Source organism: Streptococcus downii, assembly GCF_004353325.1.
In the GTDB taxonomy this organism is placed as follows: Bacteria; Bacillota; Bacilli; order Lactobacillales; family Streptococcaceae; genus Streptococcus; species Streptococcus downii.
The window spans coordinates 517,292-533,270 of the sequence record NZ_MZNX01000009.1 but is presented as its reverse complement, the minus strand read 5'-3'; the positions used below and the strand labels follow the sequence as shown (position 1 = coordinate 533,270).

General features: G+C 39.2%; 30 protein-coding genes and 1 tRNA gene. 2 read left to right on the top strand and 29 right to left on the bottom strand.

All coding sequences use genetic code 11. The features are described from left to right. Nucleotides 1-107 precede the first annotated feature (107 nt). The 27 genes from E2R31_RS08985 to E2R31_RS08860 all read right to left on the bottom strand — a co-directional run bounded on the left by E2R31_RS08985 (nucleotide 108) and on the right by E2R31_RS08860 (nucleotide 14,628). A complete protein-coding gene (locus E2R31_RS08985; RefSeq protein WP_243701302.1) occupies nucleotides 108-1,646 on the bottom strand; it encodes a phage portal protein in 1,539 nt (512 codons plus the stop codon). A gap of 31 nt (nucleotides 1,647-1,677) precedes the next feature. Then, nucleotides 1,678-3,018, bottom strand: a complete 1,341-nt coding sequence (locus E2R31_RS08980) for a terminase (RefSeq protein ID WP_084911575.1) — start codon at nucleotides 3,016-3,018, stop codon at nucleotides 1,678-1,680. Beyond that, the gene (locus E2R31_RS08975) at nucleotides 3,002-3,535 is read right to left on the bottom strand and encodes a terminase small subunit (protein WP_132974064.1); all 534 of its coding nucleotides are present in this window, start codon (nucleotides 3,533-3,535) and stop codon (nucleotides 3,002-3,004) included. Before E2R31_RS08975 ends, E2R31_RS08980 begins: the two co-directional genes overlap by 17 nt. A gap of 29 nt (nucleotides 3,536-3,564) precedes the next feature. After that, a tRNA-Lys gene (locus tag E2R31_RS08970) sits at nucleotides 3,565-3,637 on the bottom strand. A 273-nt stretch (nucleotides 3,638-3,910) separates the two neighbouring features. Beyond that, a complete protein-coding gene (locus E2R31_RS08965) occupies nucleotides 3,911-4,270 on the bottom strand; it encodes a DUF1492 domain-containing protein (protein ID WP_132974250.1) in 360 nt (119 codons plus the stop codon). Nucleotides 4,271-4,422: 152 nt separating this feature from the next. Next, nucleotides 4,423-4,695 carry a hypothetical protein gene (locus E2R31_RS08960; protein WP_132974062.1) on the bottom strand — a complete coding sequence of 91 codons (273 nt, stop codon included), beginning with the start codon at nucleotides 4,693-4,695 and terminating at the stop codon, nucleotides 4,423-4,425. Further along, on the bottom strand, nucleotides 4,695-4,952 hold the full coding sequence (locus E2R31_RS08955) for a hypothetical protein (protein ID WP_132974060.1): 258 nt from the start codon (nucleotides 4,950-4,952) through the stop codon (nucleotides 4,695-4,697). Before E2R31_RS08955 ends, E2R31_RS08960 begins: the two co-directional genes overlap by 1 nt. Beyond that, the gene (locus E2R31_RS08950; RefSeq protein WP_132974058.1) at nucleotides 4,952-5,164 is read right to left on the bottom strand and encodes a hypothetical protein; all 213 of its coding nucleotides are present in this window, start codon (nucleotides 5,162-5,164) and stop codon (nucleotides 4,952-4,954) included. Before E2R31_RS08950 ends, E2R31_RS08955 begins: the two co-directional genes overlap by 1 nt. Beyond that, complete coding sequence (locus E2R31_RS09850) at nucleotides 5,165-5,317, bottom strand: DUF7204 family protein (protein WP_165941810.1); 153 nt, start codon at nucleotides 5,315-5,317, stop codon at nucleotides 5,165-5,167. 379 nt (nucleotides 5,318-5,696) lie between these two features. Next, nucleotides 5,697-7,097: a VapE domain-containing protein gene (locus E2R31_RS08945; protein WP_132974055.1), complete on the bottom strand. Its 1,401-nt coding sequence runs from the start codon at nucleotides 7,095-7,097 to the stop codon at nucleotides 5,697-5,699. Continuing rightward, nucleotides 7,088-7,909 carry a bifunctional DNA primase/polymerase gene (locus tag E2R31_RS08940; RefSeq protein WP_132974053.1) on the bottom strand — a complete coding sequence of 274 codons (822 nt, stop codon included), beginning with the start codon at nucleotides 7,907-7,909 and terminating at the stop codon, nucleotides 7,088-7,090. The genes E2R31_RS08945 and E2R31_RS08940 overlap by 10 nt, the downstream gene beginning before the upstream one ends. 11 nt (nucleotides 7,910-7,920) lie before the next feature. Then, nucleotides 7,921-8,313, bottom strand: a complete 393-nt coding sequence (ssb, locus tag E2R31_RS08935; protein WP_132974051.1) for a single-stranded DNA-binding protein — start codon at nucleotides 8,311-8,313, stop codon at nucleotides 7,921-7,923. Beyond that, nucleotides 8,313-8,603, bottom strand: coding sequence for a hypothetical protein (locus E2R31_RS08930; RefSeq protein ID WP_084912052.1), 291 nt, complete (start codon nucleotides 8,601-8,603; stop codon nucleotides 8,313-8,315). Before E2R31_RS08930 ends, ssb begins: the two co-directional genes overlap by 1 nt. Then, a complete protein-coding gene (locus E2R31_RS08925) occupies nucleotides 8,603-9,313 on the bottom strand; it encodes an ERF family protein (RefSeq protein WP_132974049.1) in 711 nt (236 codons plus the stop codon). Before E2R31_RS08925 ends, E2R31_RS08930 begins: the two co-directional genes overlap by 1 nt. Before the next feature lie 11 nt (nucleotides 9,314-9,324). After that, nucleotides 9,325-9,639: a hypothetical protein gene (locus tag E2R31_RS08920; RefSeq protein WP_132974047.1), complete on the bottom strand. Its 315-nt coding sequence runs from the start codon at nucleotides 9,637-9,639 to the stop codon at nucleotides 9,325-9,327. An 11-nt stretch (nucleotides 9,640-9,650) separates the two neighbouring features. Next, nucleotides 9,651-9,866 (bottom strand): hypothetical protein, encoded by a 216-nt coding sequence (locus E2R31_RS08915; protein WP_084911786.1) that lies wholly within the window; start codon nucleotides 9,864-9,866, stop codon nucleotides 9,651-9,653. 10 nt (nucleotides 9,867-9,876) lie between these two features. Then, the gene (locus tag E2R31_RS08910; protein WP_132974045.1) at nucleotides 9,877-11,052 is read right to left on the bottom strand and encodes a DEAD/DEAH box helicase family protein; all 1,176 of its coding nucleotides are present in this window, start codon (nucleotides 11,050-11,052) and stop codon (nucleotides 9,877-9,879) included. Then, the gene (locus tag E2R31_RS08905) at nucleotides 11,021-11,485 is read right to left on the bottom strand and encodes a hypothetical protein (protein WP_132974248.1); all 465 of its coding nucleotides are present in this window, start codon (nucleotides 11,483-11,485) and stop codon (nucleotides 11,021-11,023) included. Before E2R31_RS08905 ends, E2R31_RS08910 begins: the two co-directional genes overlap by 32 nt. After that, nucleotides 11,485-11,844: a hypothetical protein gene (locus E2R31_RS08900; RefSeq protein ID WP_132974043.1), complete on the bottom strand. Its 360-nt coding sequence runs from the start codon at nucleotides 11,842-11,844 to the stop codon at nucleotides 11,485-11,487. The genes E2R31_RS08905 and E2R31_RS08900 overlap by 1 nt, the downstream gene beginning before the upstream one ends. Further along, a complete protein-coding gene (locus E2R31_RS08895; RefSeq protein ID WP_132974041.1) occupies nucleotides 11,844-12,323 on the bottom strand; it encodes a siphovirus Gp157 family protein in 480 nt (159 codons plus the stop codon). The genes E2R31_RS08900 and E2R31_RS08895 overlap by 1 nt, the downstream gene beginning before the upstream one ends. After that, nucleotides 12,316-13,038 carry an HNH endonuclease gene (locus E2R31_RS08890; RefSeq protein ID WP_132974246.1) on the bottom strand — a complete coding sequence of 241 codons (723 nt, stop codon included), beginning with the start codon at nucleotides 13,036-13,038 and terminating at the stop codon, nucleotides 12,316-12,318. The genes E2R31_RS08895 and E2R31_RS08890 overlap by 8 nt, the downstream gene beginning before the upstream one ends. 13 nt (nucleotides 13,039-13,051) lie before the next feature. After that, nucleotides 13,052-13,282 (bottom strand): hypothetical protein, encoded by a 231-nt coding sequence (locus tag E2R31_RS08885; RefSeq protein ID WP_132974039.1) that lies wholly within the window; start codon nucleotides 13,280-13,282, stop codon nucleotides 13,052-13,054. Beyond that, nucleotides 13,283-13,624 (bottom strand): hypothetical protein, encoded by a 342-nt coding sequence (locus tag E2R31_RS08880; RefSeq protein WP_132974037.1) that lies wholly within the window; start codon nucleotides 13,622-13,624, stop codon nucleotides 13,283-13,285. 12 nt (nucleotides 13,625-13,636) lie between these two features. Next, nucleotides 13,637-13,828 (bottom strand): hypothetical protein, encoded by a 192-nt coding sequence (locus tag E2R31_RS08875; protein ID WP_132974035.1) that lies wholly within the window; start codon nucleotides 13,826-13,828, stop codon nucleotides 13,637-13,639. Further along, nucleotides 13,825-14,049, bottom strand: a complete 225-nt coding sequence (locus E2R31_RS08870) for a hypothetical protein (RefSeq protein WP_132974033.1) — start codon at nucleotides 14,047-14,049, stop codon at nucleotides 13,825-13,827. Before E2R31_RS08870 ends, E2R31_RS08875 begins: the two co-directional genes overlap by 4 nt. Nucleotides 14,050-14,051: 2 nt before the next feature. Further along, nucleotides 14,052-14,363, bottom strand: coding sequence for a hypothetical protein (locus E2R31_RS08865; protein WP_050259502.1), 312 nt, complete (start codon nucleotides 14,361-14,363; stop codon nucleotides 14,052-14,054). Nucleotides 14,364-14,442: 79 nt separating this feature from the next. Beyond that, nucleotides 14,443-14,628, bottom strand: coding sequence for a helix-turn-helix domain-containing protein (locus E2R31_RS08860; protein WP_132974031.1), 186 nt, complete (start codon nucleotides 14,626-14,628; stop codon nucleotides 14,443-14,445). 142 nt (nucleotides 14,629-14,770) lie between these two features. On the opposite strand from E2R31_RS08860, the gene E2R31_RS08855 reads away from it, so the two are divergent. Beyond that, on the top strand, nucleotides 14,771-14,938 hold the full coding sequence (locus E2R31_RS08855) for a YjzC family protein (RefSeq protein WP_078352971.1): 168 nt from the start codon (nucleotides 14,771-14,773) through the stop codon (nucleotides 14,936-14,938). 10 nt (nucleotides 14,939-14,948) lie between these two features. On the opposite strand, the gene E2R31_RS10080 is transcribed toward E2R31_RS08855, so the two are convergent. Both E2R31_RS10080 and E2R31_RS08850 read right to left on the bottom strand, forming a co-directional pair. Beyond that, complete coding sequence (locus tag E2R31_RS10080; RefSeq protein WP_279432758.1) at nucleotides 14,949-15,074, bottom strand: hypothetical protein; 126 nt, start codon at nucleotides 15,072-15,074, stop codon at nucleotides 14,949-14,951. Between the two features lie 10 nt (nucleotides 15,075-15,084). Next, nucleotides 15,085-15,294, bottom strand: a complete 210-nt coding sequence (locus E2R31_RS08850; RefSeq protein WP_000082682.1) for a helix-turn-helix domain-containing protein — start codon at nucleotides 15,292-15,294, stop codon at nucleotides 15,085-15,087. Between the two features lie 301 nt (nucleotides 15,295-15,595). Here E2R31_RS08850 and E2R31_RS08845 point away from each other — a divergent pair, with 301 nt between their 5' ends. Next, nucleotides 15,596-15,979, top strand: a complete 384-nt coding sequence (locus tag E2R31_RS08845) for a helix-turn-helix domain-containing protein (protein ID WP_132974029.1) — start codon at nucleotides 15,596-15,598, stop codon at nucleotides 15,977-15,979.

Here is a 15,979-nt window from a genome sequence, read left to right as displayed (position 1 = left end):
TAAAACTTCTCAATTGTCGTTTCAAAGCTGTTTTACTAGGCATTTTGAGGTTGAGCATATCCAACTTATTGTTCTTCTCAACAGCATAGATACCAAACTCTACATTATTACTCGCTATCTGTAGAAGTCCCTGCGCTTCCTTCTGACTCATGTGATAGATCCTCTGTCCTATCGTCACCGTCTTCAGCATCTTCAGCCTCCTTCTCTATCTCAAAATCGTTAGCAGCTTCATTCAATGATGGCACGTTGACTTCTGTCACACCTTGCTCTGCTTTGATTCTTGCCACTTCCTGGTCTTTCCAAGTCTGGTCTTTTGAGTCACCGTATAACTCCTCAACGCTCGCTTCAATCGACATGATACCGCCTGTCTTGGCTTTGGATACTGTCTCAACCTGCGATTCAAAACTAGGATTAGCATACTCACCAAACGGAACGTCGACCTTGACTTTCTGTAGTGGTTCTTTCTTAAGCACACTATCAGCATTCAAAACCATACCGATCAAGCGTGGTATGTAATCTTGCAGAGCTGTCACAATAGCATTACGAGTATAGAGCGTTGCTTTTTCTTTCTCACGTTGAGCCTCGGCATTATCTAGTTTCTTGACATCGATACCGAGTGTTGACGGGCTAATAATGCCTTGTAAAGCTAAATCAAGCGCGGTCACATATGTACTCAAATAACTTTCATGCGGGATATTAGCTTGTTGCAATGTGATTGTGTTTTTGGCATCCTCACCCATCGCTGTCTCAACCTTGATAAAACGATGGTCAAAAGGATTGCCCTTACTAATTTCGCCTGTGTAAGGATCTCTAGGAAGTAAGTTCTCAGGAATATACTCTCGTGATCGTCCAGAACGAAGAGCATCCATCCACTGACTCCAAGACTCATCCAAGCTATCAAAAGCATCTGTCTTACGATCATAGATAGATTGACCACGGCCTTTTACTTTAGGTGACGTGTAAATCTTAAACGGCAAGCACAAGATAACGGATTTATCGAACTCCACATCGACAAGGTTAGCAGTGTACTCTGTCGCGCTCATATCTAGCTCAGTTTCGCCCCTGTAGAGCTTATAAGTTAATGAGCCATATCCGTAGATTTCCTCGAGCAAATAGCTCCGTCTGTGTTCTGTGAAGTGCGTGCGGAAAATAACTTCTTTCAATCTTCCACGATTGTAGATGATTTCAATTCTATCTCCACCAACCCATTCAACAATAGGCAATGCTGTAAGTTTCGGATCAAATGAAATGCGAAAAGCACCATCACCCATCACAAGACTATCTTTAATCGCCTCCTGCAGTTGATCGTGGAAGTTGCTATCTTCAGCAATCTTTTCCCACAAATTTCCTTGCTTTTCCTCGGCAAAGTCTAAATCATTCATATCGTGCAGCGTGATATCTACCAACCTATCAACGATGAGACCAGGTATTCCTGTGTGAATCTTTCTAATTTCTTGCCCAGGAGTACTTGTCGCTCCCCAAAAGTTGATGTTGCTATGTGGTAATTGCTTGTAGAGCTGGTCCAGTTCGTATGAGTCACCGCGATACCAAATTTGGTTCTTGGCTGCATTATCTTCAAACGTCATTGCCTCTGTAATTGTGATGACATTTGGCTGTGCCTGTTCCAGTTTGAGAAAGCTTCTCATACTCCTTCTGATCATATCCATTATTCCCACTTTATTTTTCCTTTCTTCCGATTATCTTCCTGTATGGCAACCATGCATACTGATTCGCATTGATTGTATGATCGTTTGCATCTTCTGGCTCATCTTTTCCTTCTTTCCACGCATACGTGTTTAGCTCTTTGATATGATTCGTACAATGACTTAACACATAGTAGCAACCTTGAGCTAACCAACCAATTTGGAAGTTGATCCGGTCAATAATCTTAGTTTTCTTATAAGCATTGTTAAAGATATACAGACAGCCGTATTGTCGCTTGTATTTGTTTAATTCTGTAATTGTTGCTTGATCCGCACTATCAACAAATACATCACGCGCCAGCCCCCATTCACCACGGTTGCGCTCTAGGAAATTGATAAACTTGACCACCGTATCAGATGGTGCAATCGGTACATCAAGCTCAGCGTTGTTATAGACTTCCTCATCCAGCGTGTATAACTTTCCGTCATCTGATATCCCTTGGAAAATCATTGCAATTGTATCCGGACTACTTGCTGAGTAAGCTGTATCTAGTCCAGCTGTGAACCGCTGGAACGTGACCGTATTCTTTACAAAAGACTTACTCAACACATGTCTTTTACTATCAAAGTTAACGAAGACAATTCCTGTTGCTCGGCCACGTAGACCAAGTATTTTATTTTTGTAGAGCTTAGTCCCAACTGGTGCAGCATCCTTTTTCTTCTGTATAGCTTCTGGTGTTAGTGATAGGTTGTCATTAAACGTAAAAAACCAGTAACGCCATTTAGGGTTAGCTGGTTCTGATAGGTCTCGCATAATTTCTTCCGGCACATCGCCTGCGTACTTTTTATACGGCCGTGCCTTGTTAATAAATTCTTTGTAGACCGGTAAATCAGGATTATCCGGATTGAGCGTTGCCATCAAATAATCATTACGTGTGGACAACTCACGAACAAACTCAATGTCAGCCGTGTTGACCTCATCAATATAGACACATCCATACTGTCCACCAAGAACCAGCTTCCATTTTTCCTTGTTGTCATATCCCAGTACATAAATAATTTTCCCCTCAAACTTGATGTGAGGAATCTTCGAATCTTTATCACCATTACCACAGTAGACGGCTGTTTTATGGATGTCTAAAATTCCGTTATCCTGATTGATGATATTCTTTTCAGCTACACCAACTGTCTTTGCTGCAATGATGTGAAACTTCTTCGAACTTTTGCTGACCGCTCGCATAAACTTGACACCAACACCAACCGTTGTTTTTCCAGCTGCCGTTGTACCTTCCAAAAAGTCAGCATCAACATTATTAAAGCTGTTGCAAAAGTCGATGTACTTTTGAGATAAAGGGAAGCTATTCGTCAAGTCCATCACCGCCCAACTGACTGACGATATCGTCAAACTTCTTAGTCTCGGTAACCGTTGCATTGATGTCTACTTTATCAGTCCACATTTGATGTCGTTTCCCTAGTAACTCCAAAGCTTTGTTCCTATCGCTGTTCTTTGTTGGATATTCGACAAGTTGAGGGATTTCATTGTAGACTTTTACAGACTTACCAGTCACGGGATCAGTCATCAACTCAGCTACTTTTGTCGTGACCACAATTGTCTCTTTTGCCTGACCTGATGCAATCTCTGACAACATCACAAGAATTTGTTTTTGAGTCAGGATTTTTTCATCCTGAATCTCATCCATTCTTTTTTTGATATATTCAGAAATGTCAACTTTTGTCAACAATCTTTGTCCTTGACTTCTAGCAGTCTTTTCACTATACCCTGCCTTAACAGCTGCATCTGTTGCATTCCCGCTGATGATGTACTCATCTGCGAATCGTCTTTGTCTTTCATTCAATTTTCCATCACCACCTTTAAAAATAAAAAAAGCCACACAATGTATGACTTTCACTAAACCCATCATAAGAACAACAGGGCTCGAACCTGCAACCAATAGATTAAAAGTCTACCGCTCTACCACTTGATCTATGTTCTTACTGCAAGCAGACTACAGACTTGCGTGTTAATTAGAAATTACCTTTTTTATTCTGTGTAGTCTTTTAAAACCTCTGAGGGAATCAAACCCTCTAGCTTATAACTTATCCGGAATATAATTAGCTACGCAATCACGCAAGGTCTAGTCGCTCCGCAACCATTTGTAAGTTAATGGGTGATATATTGACGCTCACCTCTTAATTCTTGATACTACCATTTTAACAGATTTTTAGAACCGCGCCGTCCCAAATAGTCCCATTTTGAACTTATGACATCAGATGACTTCTTCCAAGGCTGAAATCGCCTCATTCTTTAATCTGTAATAGGTTGTACGGCTCATTTTCAAATCATAACAAATACTATCAGCTGTGCCTTTATTGATATAAGTCATTCTCAATATTGTTCTGTGCTTAGGATTACTTAGCTTGTTAATCATGCGACCTAATTCCAGCTTACGATTGATAATGATATTCGTATCCTTTTCAATTTCATTTTTCATCGTGATAAGCTGGACATATACATCATCAACCTTCTTTGTCTGACTGCTCTTAACCTTGACATCGGACCACTTCGGACTCGAGAGCAGACCAGCCTCAAGCTCTTTGATTTCGTCGATACGACTCTGGATATCCATGTCAAGGTTCTGCAATTCGCTTAAAAGCTCTTTAGCCTTCACTCTCTATCTCCTTTGTGATATAATAATCTTATTAGGAATTTAGCTGAGGCAGAGAGTGCCTTGGCTTTTTTATTACTTGTATTCATTCACCAATGAATCTTTTTATGCAGTTACTCCCGTTCTGGTTTGAAAGGTAGTTCTTTCCTTGCTTCGCTCATAATATGAGGATTGTCTGTTGGCAATGTTGCGAAGTATGTCATCGATACTGCTGCTTGACAAAAAATCATTTCATCAAAAACTAGCTGACATAACTCCACCAGACACTCCTCGATATCAAACACCTCGTTATCGTCTTTGCTATCCATTTGCTCTTCATCAAATTCTGCAATCTCACAAGCTTTTCTGTACAATTTACCTGCAAAATCTCTTTTCATTTCTTCCATCACTCCACCTCATTTCTCAATTCAAAATCAATCCCATACATAAGCAGACAGCTTTGAAAATCAACAAATTCTTCAACCGCTTCAGCTTCTTGAAAGTCGTAATTCTCGACTGAAACCAAGAAATCATCAATATCATTTCTTTGGACACTTCCGTATTCTGTCTTTGTATGTTCCATAGCTGTTTCATAGCCATCTACATCAATTGTGTAGCATATTTTGCTACTCGAAAAATCATATTTATAATTTTTGATAATCATTATTTCACCTCCTCAATTTCGTAAAAATCAACTTTTGCAAAGTTTTTCGGATTGATAGTGATAAATCTTTCTTCTGGTTCAATCTGATGTAATTGAAGATAATTTATATTACCTCGCTCAAGCCATTCCAACATATTTAGAATATGTCCATAATCTTCTTTTACCTTGATAACTTCATCAGAGTATGGATTTTGCAATCTAATATCTGTCATTTATTCCATCTCCTCCATTTTTACCTTATATAACCGATTCCCTCGATACTTGCTCTCAAGCTGAGCCTTACATTTAGCAGCATCTCCCTCTTTCTTAAAGAAGTGAGTTTCATCTACCATATTGTCAAAATATAGTGTTACTGTGTATGACATTTCTTCTCCTTGATCTATTAAAAAATATGTTTGTTTAATGAATATTTTTTCTAAGGTTACAGGTTACATCACTTTTAGCAAAACATATTTTATAAAAAACAAGAATGCTATTACATCAACGTTTATAGCACTTGCTATTTTTACTTATTAAATATTTTATATAAATGATGTAACCTTACTAATAGACACCCTAAAACATCAGTAGTATCAACGGTTTAGGAGGGTTACATCACTTTTTTTAAAATTTTATCAAAAACAGCACTCAAACCATTGATATAACTGACTTTTCTTGCGGTTACATCAATGATGTAACCTGATGTAACCGAAGCACGATTTTTGACCATTTTTTGCCTAAAAGGTTACATCATTTTCACTAAGGTTACATCACTTCTGTTTGTATATTTTTTCTAAAATATGCACGTAGTGTCTTACCTTTAACCTTCTTTATTTTGTATTCCCAATCCTGATTGTTGTCCATAATCAACTTGATTTTCCTAGCAATCTTTTCACCTCTCGCACTATCAATGTCAAAAACATTCTTTAATATCTGTTTGGCAGACACACTCGATTGAAGCTTCACACCTTCATATATCAGACCAGACTCATTGCGATAGCTACCATCATTGAAGTAGCACCAGGTATATTGATATTGCTGAGAAACTGAAAAGTCTTCCCACTCTTCTGGAACAAGCATTTCAAGATAATCATAGACCTGTGATTCTGCCTCATCTTTATAAGTGAATCGCTCCTTATAGACCGCAAGCTCATTTTCGAACTCATCATCAAAGGTAAGCATAAATCCTTTTTTGTAGATAGCCACTGCTTCACCCCAAAGCTGGAGCACATCATTCTCTGTCATATCAAAAGGTTTTACAAACTGCTGGCCTGCATCCACCAGAACAGGCAGAAAGCGCCGCTCACCAGTTTTGTCACCCAGGTATTCGATTTTATTACTAGTTCTAGCAATAACAAAGTTTTTCGGAAATTTCTCAGATCTGCGACCATAGGACCGACGGAAGGAAAGTTCCGTCTTGGTCACAAAAGCCTTGAGTTCGTCAAAAGTAGTCTTTCTGGAAGCGACCATCTCGTCGTCATTGACGATCAGCGATTTCAGCATAATCTCATAGTTATCTTTGTCCATAAAATCCTTAGCTGAATCTGTATACCAATCGACGGCTATTTTTTGCAAGAAAGTGGTCTTACCAGCACCTTGGCCACCGACAAGATCCAGTGTGTAGTCAAATTTAACCCATGGATTAAAAACCTTAGAGACTGCCCCAACAAAGAACATTACAGCTATTCTCTGGACATAGATACTGTCCTCAGCACCCAACCAAGTTTGAAATACCTGGGCAAGTCGTTCTTTATGATCCCATGACTCATAAGCATTTTCCATATATTCTTTAACCGGATTGTAGGTCTTTTCTGCAAAAAATGCTTCAATACCATCCCTTAATGCTCCAGCCTTGAAAACTGTCTTGAAGTGATTCTCCAAATATACGCTTAGGTAGGATTCAAAGGCTGAAGGTAGCTGACCCTTTCTCAACTGGATAGCATCCAGTTTGACATCCTCCACGATTTCGTGTTCACCAGTAAATTCATTGTGCCTGAGAAAGTCGTTTAGCTTGTTATCGCTCTTCATTGCAAGCAAAACATTTCTGGGACTGTCAGCCACAATAGATTCAATCTCAATCTGTTCACCTTCTTCGTTTAAGATTTTTTTCTTTCTGCGCGAAAATTGCTTGATTGAAATATTCGTAACATCACCTATTATGGCCACCCCCCCCTCATGTGTTTCTTGATCATCGATTCGACAGTCCTACTTAATTCTTTGTGACTAAGAGGCTCTACCGAATTGTTATTGGCTGTTTCTGCTAGTTGCAGTATACAGTTCGGTTCTACTGATCTGCTCAAGAGCCCCCCTACAAATTTTGCAAGAGTGTCATTTCTGCTACCTTCATCACCAAACCCTAGGACAACCATTTCAAATAATTCGGTTGTCCTGTTTCGTTTACCAGCACCTTTGCTGATTTGATAGTAGATATTATCCAGATCGCTACCAGAGTTCTTTTTGTTGTATTCCTTCTTGATGGCCATTACAAGAGATCGACTAGCCGTGACCATAGTGCCACCCTCTTTAGATTTTTCTAAGTCCCAGGCATATTCTCCTTTTGGGGTCTTAGATGGAGCAACTAAAACATAGTTGTTTGGATGCGCCTTGATATCGACTCCAGGTAGAAAGCCTATCATTTGAGTCATATTTACATCTGGATGCTTAAAGTAAAAGATATGTTTGCCACCACTTGCAGTTCTTGCCTGCAGCGTTGGAGTTATCAAGTTCAGATGTTCCCAATTGGCCAAGCTCTCGTATCCGTTATGCTTACCGTGTAAGTCAATATCGATTACGAAGAATTTATCAGTCCGAACAGCAATGTTGCTATCCGGATACTGACTCCAAAAATCCTCAATTTCTTGCGCAGTCATAGCTGGTTTATCAGCAAATTTGATCATCGGTTGCTTATTCGAAGGACTAATAGGAATAACCGAAAATCCTTTTTTTTGATAAGCCAAGGCATGTTCTTTCATTCCCATTTAGTAACTCCTTAGAATGGTAAATCGTCGTCTTGAATATCCATCGGGTTGTCATTCCCAAATGTATCATTCGAACTTTGTTGATTACGACTTTCCAACATTTGGAAAGTCTCAGCCACGACCTCTGTCACGTAGACACGTTGTCCTTGCTGGTTATCGTAACTACGAGTCTGAATACGGCCTGTCACCCCGATAAGTGAGCCTTTTTTAGCCCAGTTTGCAAGATTTTCGGCTTGTTGGCGCCACATAACGCAGTTGATAAAGTCAGCCTCGCGTTCGCCATTTTGACTCTTGAATGTACGGTTTACTGCAAGAGTAAAAGTCGCAACTGCTACATTTTGCGGTGTATAGCGGAGTTCAGCATCACGGGTCATGCGCCCTACAAGTACAGCATTGTTAATCATTATTTTATTACCTCCAAAATTCTACTGAACGTACTCTCATGAAATGAGTATAATCCAGGGTTATTTCTCTTCAAAGGCTTGATAATTTTAGTAACAATTTCTTTTAAGGACATATCTGAAATTTCAAGCCAAAAGAAATCGTTCTTAGTGTAGTTGTAAACACAATCAATTTCTCCGTGCTTATAACATACACCCCAAATCTCACCTTGATGCTGATAAACTAGGATCTTATCATAATAAGCACTCTGTAATTCAATCGGACGTTTGCGCCCCAGTTCCGTATATCCCATTACTCAATGCCTCTCGCTTTCTTCGCATCTGCGATAATCTTCTGAGCTTCCTTCAATCGATCAGCTGGAATGCTTTCAGGTTTATCAACACCCATTTTATCGATGAACCATTTTCCAATTGTTGCAGCAGGACTCCCTGTAGCTTCAGCCATATTTTTGAGTTCTGTCCGAATGGCTTTAGCCTGTGCTCCCGTAATAGTTTTGGCTCCGTTACTTTTAGCTGGAGCATTGGCCGGTTGCTCTTGCTGGCTATTTGGTTTTTGAGCTGGTTTTTGCGACGTACGGCCTGCTTGGCTATTCTGATTATGATATTCATCCGTATCAGGATCCTTATTGTCATCGATCATAAAAAGTCCGTTTAGGGCGTATTTTCGGGCGTAGCTGGATGCAGCACCTGTAACTTGACTACCATCCATCCCTTTTTTGCTATCATCTTCTCTAGCATAGGCTGTAGTCCCAATAGTTTCACCAACCGCATAAAGAGTCGCAGTTGCTTCAACATAGTACCTGTCACCGATTTGTACAATTCCATCTTGTAAAACCAATACCGCATCATGTTCCTTCAGTATTGGCTTCAGCGCTTCTAAGATGTCCTCTGCGCTTCGATAGCTGTACTTCCCAAAACTGTTATACTGTCCTTTGGGAGCAACTAAACTCTGCTGGATGCTCTGTAAAGTGACAAAGATTGGGGATTGTTGTTTTGTTACCATACAGTTCCCCTTTATAAACTTCTCAATAGATCAAACAAATCAGGCTTAGTATTTTGACGCTCGATTTTTTGAACATCGCCACCATTTGGATAAGTAAGTTCAAATGTAGCCTTAACCCGAATAATCTCCAATCCGTGTACTTTGGCCAATGATTTTACCGCTGTTTTCTGTTCGAGATAAGAATTGTATGGCATTGTAAGAGCACCTCGAATATCGTCTACAAAACTGGCCTTGGCAGCTAATGAAGAACGATTGTTCTTGAGTTCATTTAAAAAGTGCCCGCTTTGTTTGTCACGCATTACAATATAATCACTTGAAAGTTTCATTTTGATTCTCCTTAAATTTGATAATCTTCTGGGTATTTTGGAGCAAGAGGTCTGTAATTAGAATCTGCTTTCTTTCCACATTTCTCGCATTCCATATTTGGGACCACGTTATTATGAAAGTTTGCGTCATCATATCCGCTATTAGTTTTCATGAAGCCACAATGTTCACATTCATATTCTGCTGTGAAATCTCTTCGGTATTGACTGATAATTTTTTTAATTCGCATTTGTTTCTCCTTAAAAATAAAATTCAATGACACGCACATCATGTTGTTGACGGCTGCCTGTTACTCGCCATAAAAGTTGGCGATAATCGTCATAATCTCCATCAGATGGATTAACGGGGTCTAAGACCACAATAGTTTTAAATTTATGCTGAAGGCCATCAACTCCTACACCCAAAACCTGGCTTGTAGCAACCACATTTGTCTGTTCAAGAGAGTCCTTCTTGTCTCCAGTCCAAATACCAATTTCCGGGTGCCGCTCTCTGATGACCTCTACAATCTGCTTGGATTTGCTAACTATCAACATTTCTGTCCTACTTGCTAGTAGAAGATCCAATTGAAGTAGCATTGGAGTATCTGCATTAACAGCCTTCAACTTTGGGAAGTCAACCTCAAATCCTGTCTGGATTAAATATCGTTCAAAAGTCTTTCGACCAAATGTTTGTTTGGCCATGGCATATTTACCATTTTTCCCAACGATGTTCAATTTTCTAAATTGATCTAATTCCTCCGGATTTGCTGTTAGACACCAGATAGGTTCAAAGACAACTTCAAATCCGTTGTTTTCTTCGGCCTCCTCAATATCTTCTACTTCTTCCCAGCGGAAGAAGTTGGGCAGATTACTTACATAGTTTTCATAATCTCGAAAGTCATCCCATTCTTGCTTAGAATAGCTGAATTTGGAATACTTCATCTTGCCGTGGGCTAGTTGCCAGTTTTCCCTTTGATTAGGATCAGCCATCCCAAAAAATGTTTTTTCTAGAGGGTAAAAATTTTGCCCCTTCTTCCTGATCGGGGTTGCAGATAGTCCAACTGTATAGCCACGTTTGACCTTGCGATAAGCCTTCACGTTGGCATCACTAGACATGTTCTGCCACTCGTCAATAATGAACACATCGCACTCAATAGACTCACCGCTTGCAAGTCTGTTCTGCAATCTGCGGTCCGTCATGGTTTCTAATTCAAAATCAGTATTATAGCCTAAATTTTTATAGGTACTACTCCAGCCATCCAGAATGGCCAACCGATTATTGATTACTAGGACTTTTTTAGCCCCCTTGTGCTTCGCTATTTCAAAAGCACAGATTGTTTTACCACGTCCACCGTATGCCTCAAGGAAAATCCCAGGACAATTACGGTCACTTCTTTTGACTGCTTCAGCTTGCCATTTGCGTAATTCGATCGCCAATGTCCACAATCACCTCCTCAATATCGTTCCTCTGGGCATAGAAGAGCCCAAGTCTTGCGGCTGCCCTTACATCGTTGTGGTGACTCTTTTCAAAGGACCATAGTCCAAGAGCTTTCAGCAAGTCATTTGGTATATCTGTCTGATAACCTGCGTTACGTTGCAGAACCAAATTCGGATAGCATAGCTCAATGGCTGCGATAGTTTCTACAACTGAGTTATCCCTGGAATAATCATTGTCCCTAACTTCGAATTTTTCAACGACCACTATATCAAACTCAAGACTGCGACCAATCTCTTTAAACCAGGCTTTGAAGTTTTGAGCGCCATAAGGGACTACCCAATAATCGACCAGTTTCGCATTATCCAAGAGTACAATTCCTGTTGTACTAGTTTCGATTTTATTACTACTTGGATCAATAGCTAAAATCTTCATCAAACACCAACTTTCTCTGTTAGCACTCCTGGATAAAGGGCCGTGTTAAACCAATTTTGTTTATTTACCTTTGCAAAGGCAAATAGCGATTTAACTTCTTTTGCTTGTTTTTCGAACCTTCGAATATCTTCCTCTGATTCAAAGATAGGTTTTTCCTTGTATTTAGCAACTGTGACCAGCTTGTACTCCGGAGTGAATACTGGCTTTTCATTTCCTTGATCAAGATTTGTTTCGTCTACTTTCACAAAACAAATCGCAACATCAAATAGAAAACCTTCAGTAACAAGTACTTCAATTGATTCCGGTCCAATCACAACTGCTAGCGAATCTGTTACTCGTGTTTTATTCATCAATTCCATTACTTAATCCTCAAACTTCTACTTTCTTGCAAGGTAGCACCCTTGACTTTCTTGCCAGCGTTCAATACTTCCTTAATTGCGTTTTTATCAGGTTTTTTAGTGATTACAAAATATTTCTTTGGCAATAACTCTTCGTCAACAACCACGGATGGTTGATTTTTTGCCAGATAAACAGTAAAAAGTAACCCTTTAACCTTGTCATGTCCGGTAATTTCAAAAGCACCTTGCAAGCCAGTTTTAAGCCGTGTGATGTCATTATCAATCGACTTGCATCGTGCAGTCAGACGATCAATCTCTTCTTTAAGCTGTTTCTTATCAGCTTCTTTATTTTTGATAACCTTGACCGTATTTTCGACTTTCTCCTCAAACTGGTCAGTCCAATCAATCGAATCCAGGGTATCAGCTTTTGTTTCTTCGTCCAGCCCTTCCATATCATTGATTTGTTTAAAAATCCCTGTTAGTTCGTATAAACTAGCCATTTTTTTCTACCTCTCTGATTTTGTTTGTAAGTTTTGTTAGTCCAATACCAGATTTGGTCAAATCAGCGTTGGACGTAAATAGATGATTTTGATTCATTCTAGCAATTTCGTTTTTAGATAAACATGCCAGGTTTGAAATATCATAGTTTGTTTTATCGCCGTCTAGGAAAACGATTGAGTATCCTTTTGGTATCGGGCCATGATGTTCCTCCCAAACCTTGCGGTGTTTCAAAACCCATTGATTAGGTTCTCCAATCTTTTCTTTTGGATAACCGTCTGTTGTGTAGTTGATAGTGCCAACAGGTACATAATTCGGAGGTCGATTACCTTTTTTAAACTGCCCGCTGTTTTTTGGCATATTGGGGTACTTCTTCCCCTTATTGTGGGGAGTCTGACCTTTCTCGAATCTTCCCGTCAAACCACTATTTAGATTATTATTTCTCCGATAACTCTTAATCTGTTTCTCAGTTAGTGATAAGCCAAATTTTTGGTTCATTTCATTTGCGACATCACGAGAAATCTTATTTTTTTGAATTGACACAAGATAATCATGTTGCTCCCTCGTCAGCAATCGACCTTGATAGATTTCCCCAACTGGTAATCCAAGGCGTTTACGAACACCGCCAATTTGAGTCTTGTTGTAATTCGTACCAAATTTCTCATTTAGTAACCTTGTTACTTCAGGAGTTAATCGACCAGGGCATATCTCATGCATGTACTCCGTGTACTCATCCTTCCAGCAAAGCGATCGGGGCATTGACTTCACCTACCTTGTCTTTGAATTTTTCGGCATCTAGCGCCAACTGGCCAGCTTGAAGGATTTGTCCAGAGATAGCGACCATCTGTTTTGATCGTTGAAGCTCGGTCTTTAATTCATCTGCCGAAAGTTCCCTATCGTCCAATGTTTCCAACTGAGCAAACAAAGTATTTGTTAAATCTGTCAATTTATTTCGAACCATCTACTTCGTCACCTCTTTCATTAGTTTATTTGCTTCTTTGATTAACAAACGCATAACATTGCTATCCGTTTCTTTTTCTGCTACTCTTGTCAGCATATCCACCCACTCACGTCTAGTATCATTCTTCCAATCAACCAAATCAGTGAGCGCTTGTGTATGGTTATAGTAAGGCGAGTAATCGTATGACTTATCTTCCAAGCGGACACATCTGCCCGCCTTGATGTCTTTGGCCAGGTTCGCTCTCACATTGCTATTTGTTGTACCAACGACCTCAGCTACTTCATCGCATGAGGCAGCAGGGTGCTCTCTATAATATTCCCTGATTCGTTCAGCTTGTGTCATGTCTTTCTCTCCTTATTTCAACCCTTCCGGCGGTTGCACGTCGTACGTAAATTGCTTGTCTGAATTTCTCAAGTTTATGCGTGCGATGTTACTTGCTATTCGCTGGCGCTCTTGCTGTTTCATTTCAGCGTGGTCATCTAGTTTATTTACTAGCGACCACAGGATGATTCCAACGATTGTTGCCAGGTAAATGTATTCCATCATTTTGAGTTTTCCTTTTCTTTATAGATTGCCACAATGTTTTCAAGATCAGCAATACGCTGATTGGCATTTTGAAGTTTTTCTTGTGATTCAATCAGTGATTGATTGAGATCTAAAGCGACTCCTTTCCAGTCAAGATTTATTTCTTGGACCTCTTTCAAGTCAGGGTTATCTTCTACGACCTCTTCCGAAAAGTAGTTTTTAATTCTTGCTAGTAGGTTCATGTTTAAACTCCCAATTGTTTTTCTCGCTTAATATTTTCTAGCATCTCTGCTAGTGTTTCTTTTTTAGTACGATAGCGATTCCGACTCTTCCATTTTACAAACAATCGAAATCCTTCGTAGTTGATAAAGACAATCTTATGTGTTGGATTATCAATGAATTGCTTAAAATCAGGATGCTCTCGCATCTCAGTAGCCCATACTTTTGCAGTAGCAAGGGTCAGTCCATCCCACATCTGACAAAGGTGCTTGTAATCACCGTGAGTGGCTTTTTCATTCACGCCAACTGGCTTATAAGTAATTTCCGCTTTTGGCATGGCATTTCCTCTCTTTCTATGTTATAATTCAAGTAGTAATTTTAGTAAGTGCCTGATTGCCGTCAGGTGCTTTTTTGTTTTATCTTAATTCATCTATGCTGATTTTTAACGCATCAGCAATTTTGCATATATTAGGCCAAGAAAGATATTTTACCTTTCCAGTTTTTAAGTCAGAAAAGAAACTTCGATTAACTCCAGCCATCTTAGATAATTGATTGCCGTTCAAATTTCTTTCCTGCATGATTCTGTTTAATTGTTCCCACATTTTACACCTCGAACACTATATGTTGTTAAACACATATATTTAATAACAATATGTTGTGCTTTTCTGTTATATATGTTATAATCATTATTGACTAAGACCTCTCAACGTTTTAGTCAAAATTTCAATAGAAAGGAGCAGTCTTATGTCAAAGACTCCAATAAAACCTGGAACAGATAATCAGCCTGCAGGAACTTATGTCGAAAAAGGTCCTCGTGGCGGTAATGTACCTGGTGGTCGTGTTGTTCACATCGATAAAGGCGACAGATTACCACCAACTCAAAAACCAGGTAATGGTTGGATTAAACAATAATCTGATCACTCTACGCATCTAAATCGATGCGTTTTTTTGATAAGCAAAAACTTTTTCCAAAAATATCAATTTGAAACCATGCTTCTGCATAGTATCGCCCATTTTCTTTATACTTTGTAATATAACGATGAAACATTTTCTTCCTCCTACTCCTCAAATTTCTCCCATGACTCGTTGATTCGCAACTTCTTGTTAATGCGAAGCTTCAAGTCATCGCTCCCTTTTCCATCTTTGAAAAGTTGCGTGATAGCTGACGGACTAACACCTACAACAATAGCCAAATCCGTCTGCGACCATCCACGTTTTTCAATACGCTCTTTTACAAGTTCGATCCATTTACGATGTTGTTGGCTCATGTTTTTCCTCCTTTATTTTTAATAGAGTTAAAGAGTTAGTAAATTATTTTATAAAACACTTGACACATTTTAGCGTATCTGCTAAAATGAAAGCATAATTAAAAACCTTGATAAAATCACATATCTATCAATTTATTCCGCTCGGCAAAGCTATTTAATTTTTAGATAAGTTTTTATTAGTTTTTTAACTAACTCTTTAACTTACAAAAACTATTTTAGCGTAAACGCAAAATAAAGTCAACTATTTTTTGCGTATTTTGTAAAATATTTTTTGTCACGTCTTAGAAAGGCTGATAAATCAATGTTTTCTACATTTGAAATCGTAAAAGATTTATGCGAAAAACAAGGGATTTCACTAAATACCTTGGAAGAAAAGCTAGAATTAGGCAAAAATTCTTTGTATGGATTAAAAAGGAATCAACCTTCCGCTGAAAGATTGCAACAGATCGCCGACTACTTCAACGTGTCCACCGACTATCTGCTCGGTCGCACGGATAACCCAGTAATAGCGAGTGATGGCAAGACAAATAAGTATCTTGGTCCAGCTGAGACTGAATTAGTCGCAGCGTTCAGAAATCAGACTCAGAACATGACCGAGGAAGAAAAGGCTCGTTTTAACAAGGCGATTGAAAGCTTGATGGTAACTGCTAAAACCCTGATGGAAGATGACAGTAAGTGGAGGTAA

What these genes read in the sequence shown, in the direction of transcription:
- E2R31_RS08985 (WP_243701302.1), bottom strand. Translation starts at nt 1,646, where the DNA reads ATGAGAAGCTTTCTCAAACTGGAACAGGCACAGCCAAATGTCATCACA.
- E2R31_RS08980 (WP_084911575.1), bottom strand. Translation starts at nt 3,018, where the DNA reads ATGGACTTGACGAATAGCTTCCCTTTATCTCAAAAGTACATCGACTTT.
- E2R31_RS08965 (WP_132974250.1), bottom strand. Translation starts at nt 4,270, where the DNA reads ATGGATATCCAGAGTCGTATCGACGAAATCAAAGAGCTTGAGGCTGGT.
- E2R31_RS08960 (WP_132974062.1), bottom strand. Translation starts at nt 4,695, where the DNA reads ATGGAAGAAATGAAAAGAGATTTTGCAGGTAAATTGTACAGAAAAGCT.
- E2R31_RS08955 (WP_132974060.1), bottom strand. Translation starts at nt 4,952, where the DNA reads ATGATTATCAAAAATTATAAATATGATTTTTCGAGTAGCAAAATATGC.
- E2R31_RS08950 (WP_132974058.1), bottom strand. Translation starts at nt 5,164, where the DNA reads ATGACAGATATTAGATTGCAAAATCCATACTCTGATGAAGTTATCAAG.
- E2R31_RS09850 (WP_165941810.1), bottom strand. Translation starts at nt 5,317, where the DNA reads ATGTCATACACAGTAACACTATATTTTGACAATATGGTAGATGAAACT.
- E2R31_RS08940 (WP_132974053.1), bottom strand. Translation starts at nt 7,909, where the DNA reads ATGGGAATGAAAGAACATGCCTTGGCTTATCAAAAAAAAGGATTTTCG.
- ssb (WP_132974051.1), bottom strand. Translation starts at nt 8,313, where the DNA reads ATGATTAACAATGCTGTACTTGTAGGGCGCATGACCCGTGATGCTGAA.
- E2R31_RS08930 (WP_084912052.1), bottom strand. Translation starts at nt 8,603, where the DNA reads ATGGGATATACGGAACTGGGGCGCAAACGTCCGATTGAATTACAGAGT.
- E2R31_RS08925 (WP_132974049.1), bottom strand. Translation starts at nt 9,313, where the DNA reads ATGGTAACAAAACAACAATCCCCAATCTTTGTCACTTTACAGAGCATC.
- E2R31_RS08920 (WP_132974047.1), bottom strand. Translation starts at nt 9,639, where the DNA reads ATGAAACTTTCAAGTGATTATATTGTAATGCGTGACAAACAAAGCGGG.
- E2R31_RS08915 (WP_084911786.1), bottom strand. Translation starts at nt 9,866, where the DNA reads ATGCGAATTAAAAAAATTATCAGTCAATACCGAAGAGATTTCACAGCA.
- E2R31_RS08905 (WP_132974248.1), bottom strand. Translation starts at nt 11,485, where the DNA reads ATGAAGATTTTAGCTATTGATCCAAGTAGTAATAAAATCGAAACTAGT.
- E2R31_RS08900 (WP_132974043.1), bottom strand. Translation starts at nt 11,844, where the DNA reads ATGGAATTGATGAATAAAACACGAGTAACAGATTCGCTAGCAGTTGTG.
- E2R31_RS08895 (WP_132974041.1), bottom strand. Translation starts at nt 12,323, where the DNA reads ATGGCTAGTTTATACGAACTAACAGGGATTTTTAAACAAATCAATGAT.
- E2R31_RS08890 (WP_132974246.1), bottom strand. Translation starts at nt 13,038, where the DNA reads ATGCATGAGATATGCCCTGGTCGATTAACTCCTGAAGTAACAAGGTTA.
- E2R31_RS08885 (WP_132974039.1), bottom strand. Translation starts at nt 13,282, where the DNA reads ATGGTTCGAAATAAATTGACAGATTTAACAAATACTTTGTTTGCTCAG.
- E2R31_RS08880 (WP_132974037.1), bottom strand. Translation starts at nt 13,624, where the DNA reads ATGACACAAGCTGAACGAATCAGGGAATATTATAGAGAGCACCCTGCT.
- E2R31_RS08875 (WP_132974035.1), bottom strand. Translation starts at nt 13,828, where the DNA reads ATGATGGAATACATTTACCTGGCAACAATCGTTGGAATCATCCTGTGG.
- E2R31_RS08870 (WP_132974033.1), bottom strand. Translation starts at nt 14,049, where the DNA reads ATGAACCTACTAGCAAGAATTAAAAACTACTTTTCGGAAGAGGTCGTA.
- E2R31_RS08865 (WP_050259502.1), bottom strand. Translation starts at nt 14,363, where the DNA reads ATGCCAAAAGCGGAAATTACTTATAAGCCAGTTGGCGTGAATGAAAAA.
- E2R31_RS08860 (WP_132974031.1), bottom strand. Translation starts at nt 14,628, where the DNA reads ATGTGGGAACAATTAAACAGAATCATGCAGGAAAGAAATTTGAACGGC.
- E2R31_RS08855 (WP_078352971.1), top strand. Translation starts at nt 14,771, where the DNA reads ATGTCAAAGACTCCAATAAAACCTGGAACAGATAATCAGCCTGCAGGA.
- E2R31_RS10080 (WP_279432758.1), bottom strand. Translation starts at nt 15,074, where the DNA reads ATGTTTCATCGTTATATTACAAAGTATAAAGAAAATGGGCGATACTAT.
- E2R31_RS08850 (WP_000082682.1), bottom strand. Translation starts at nt 15,294, where the DNA reads ATGAGCCAACAACATCGTAAATGGATCGAACTTGTAAAAGAGCGTATT.
- E2R31_RS08845 (WP_132974029.1), top strand. Translation starts at nt 15,596, where the DNA reads ATGTTTTCTACATTTGAAATCGTAAAAGATTTATGCGAAAAACAAGGG.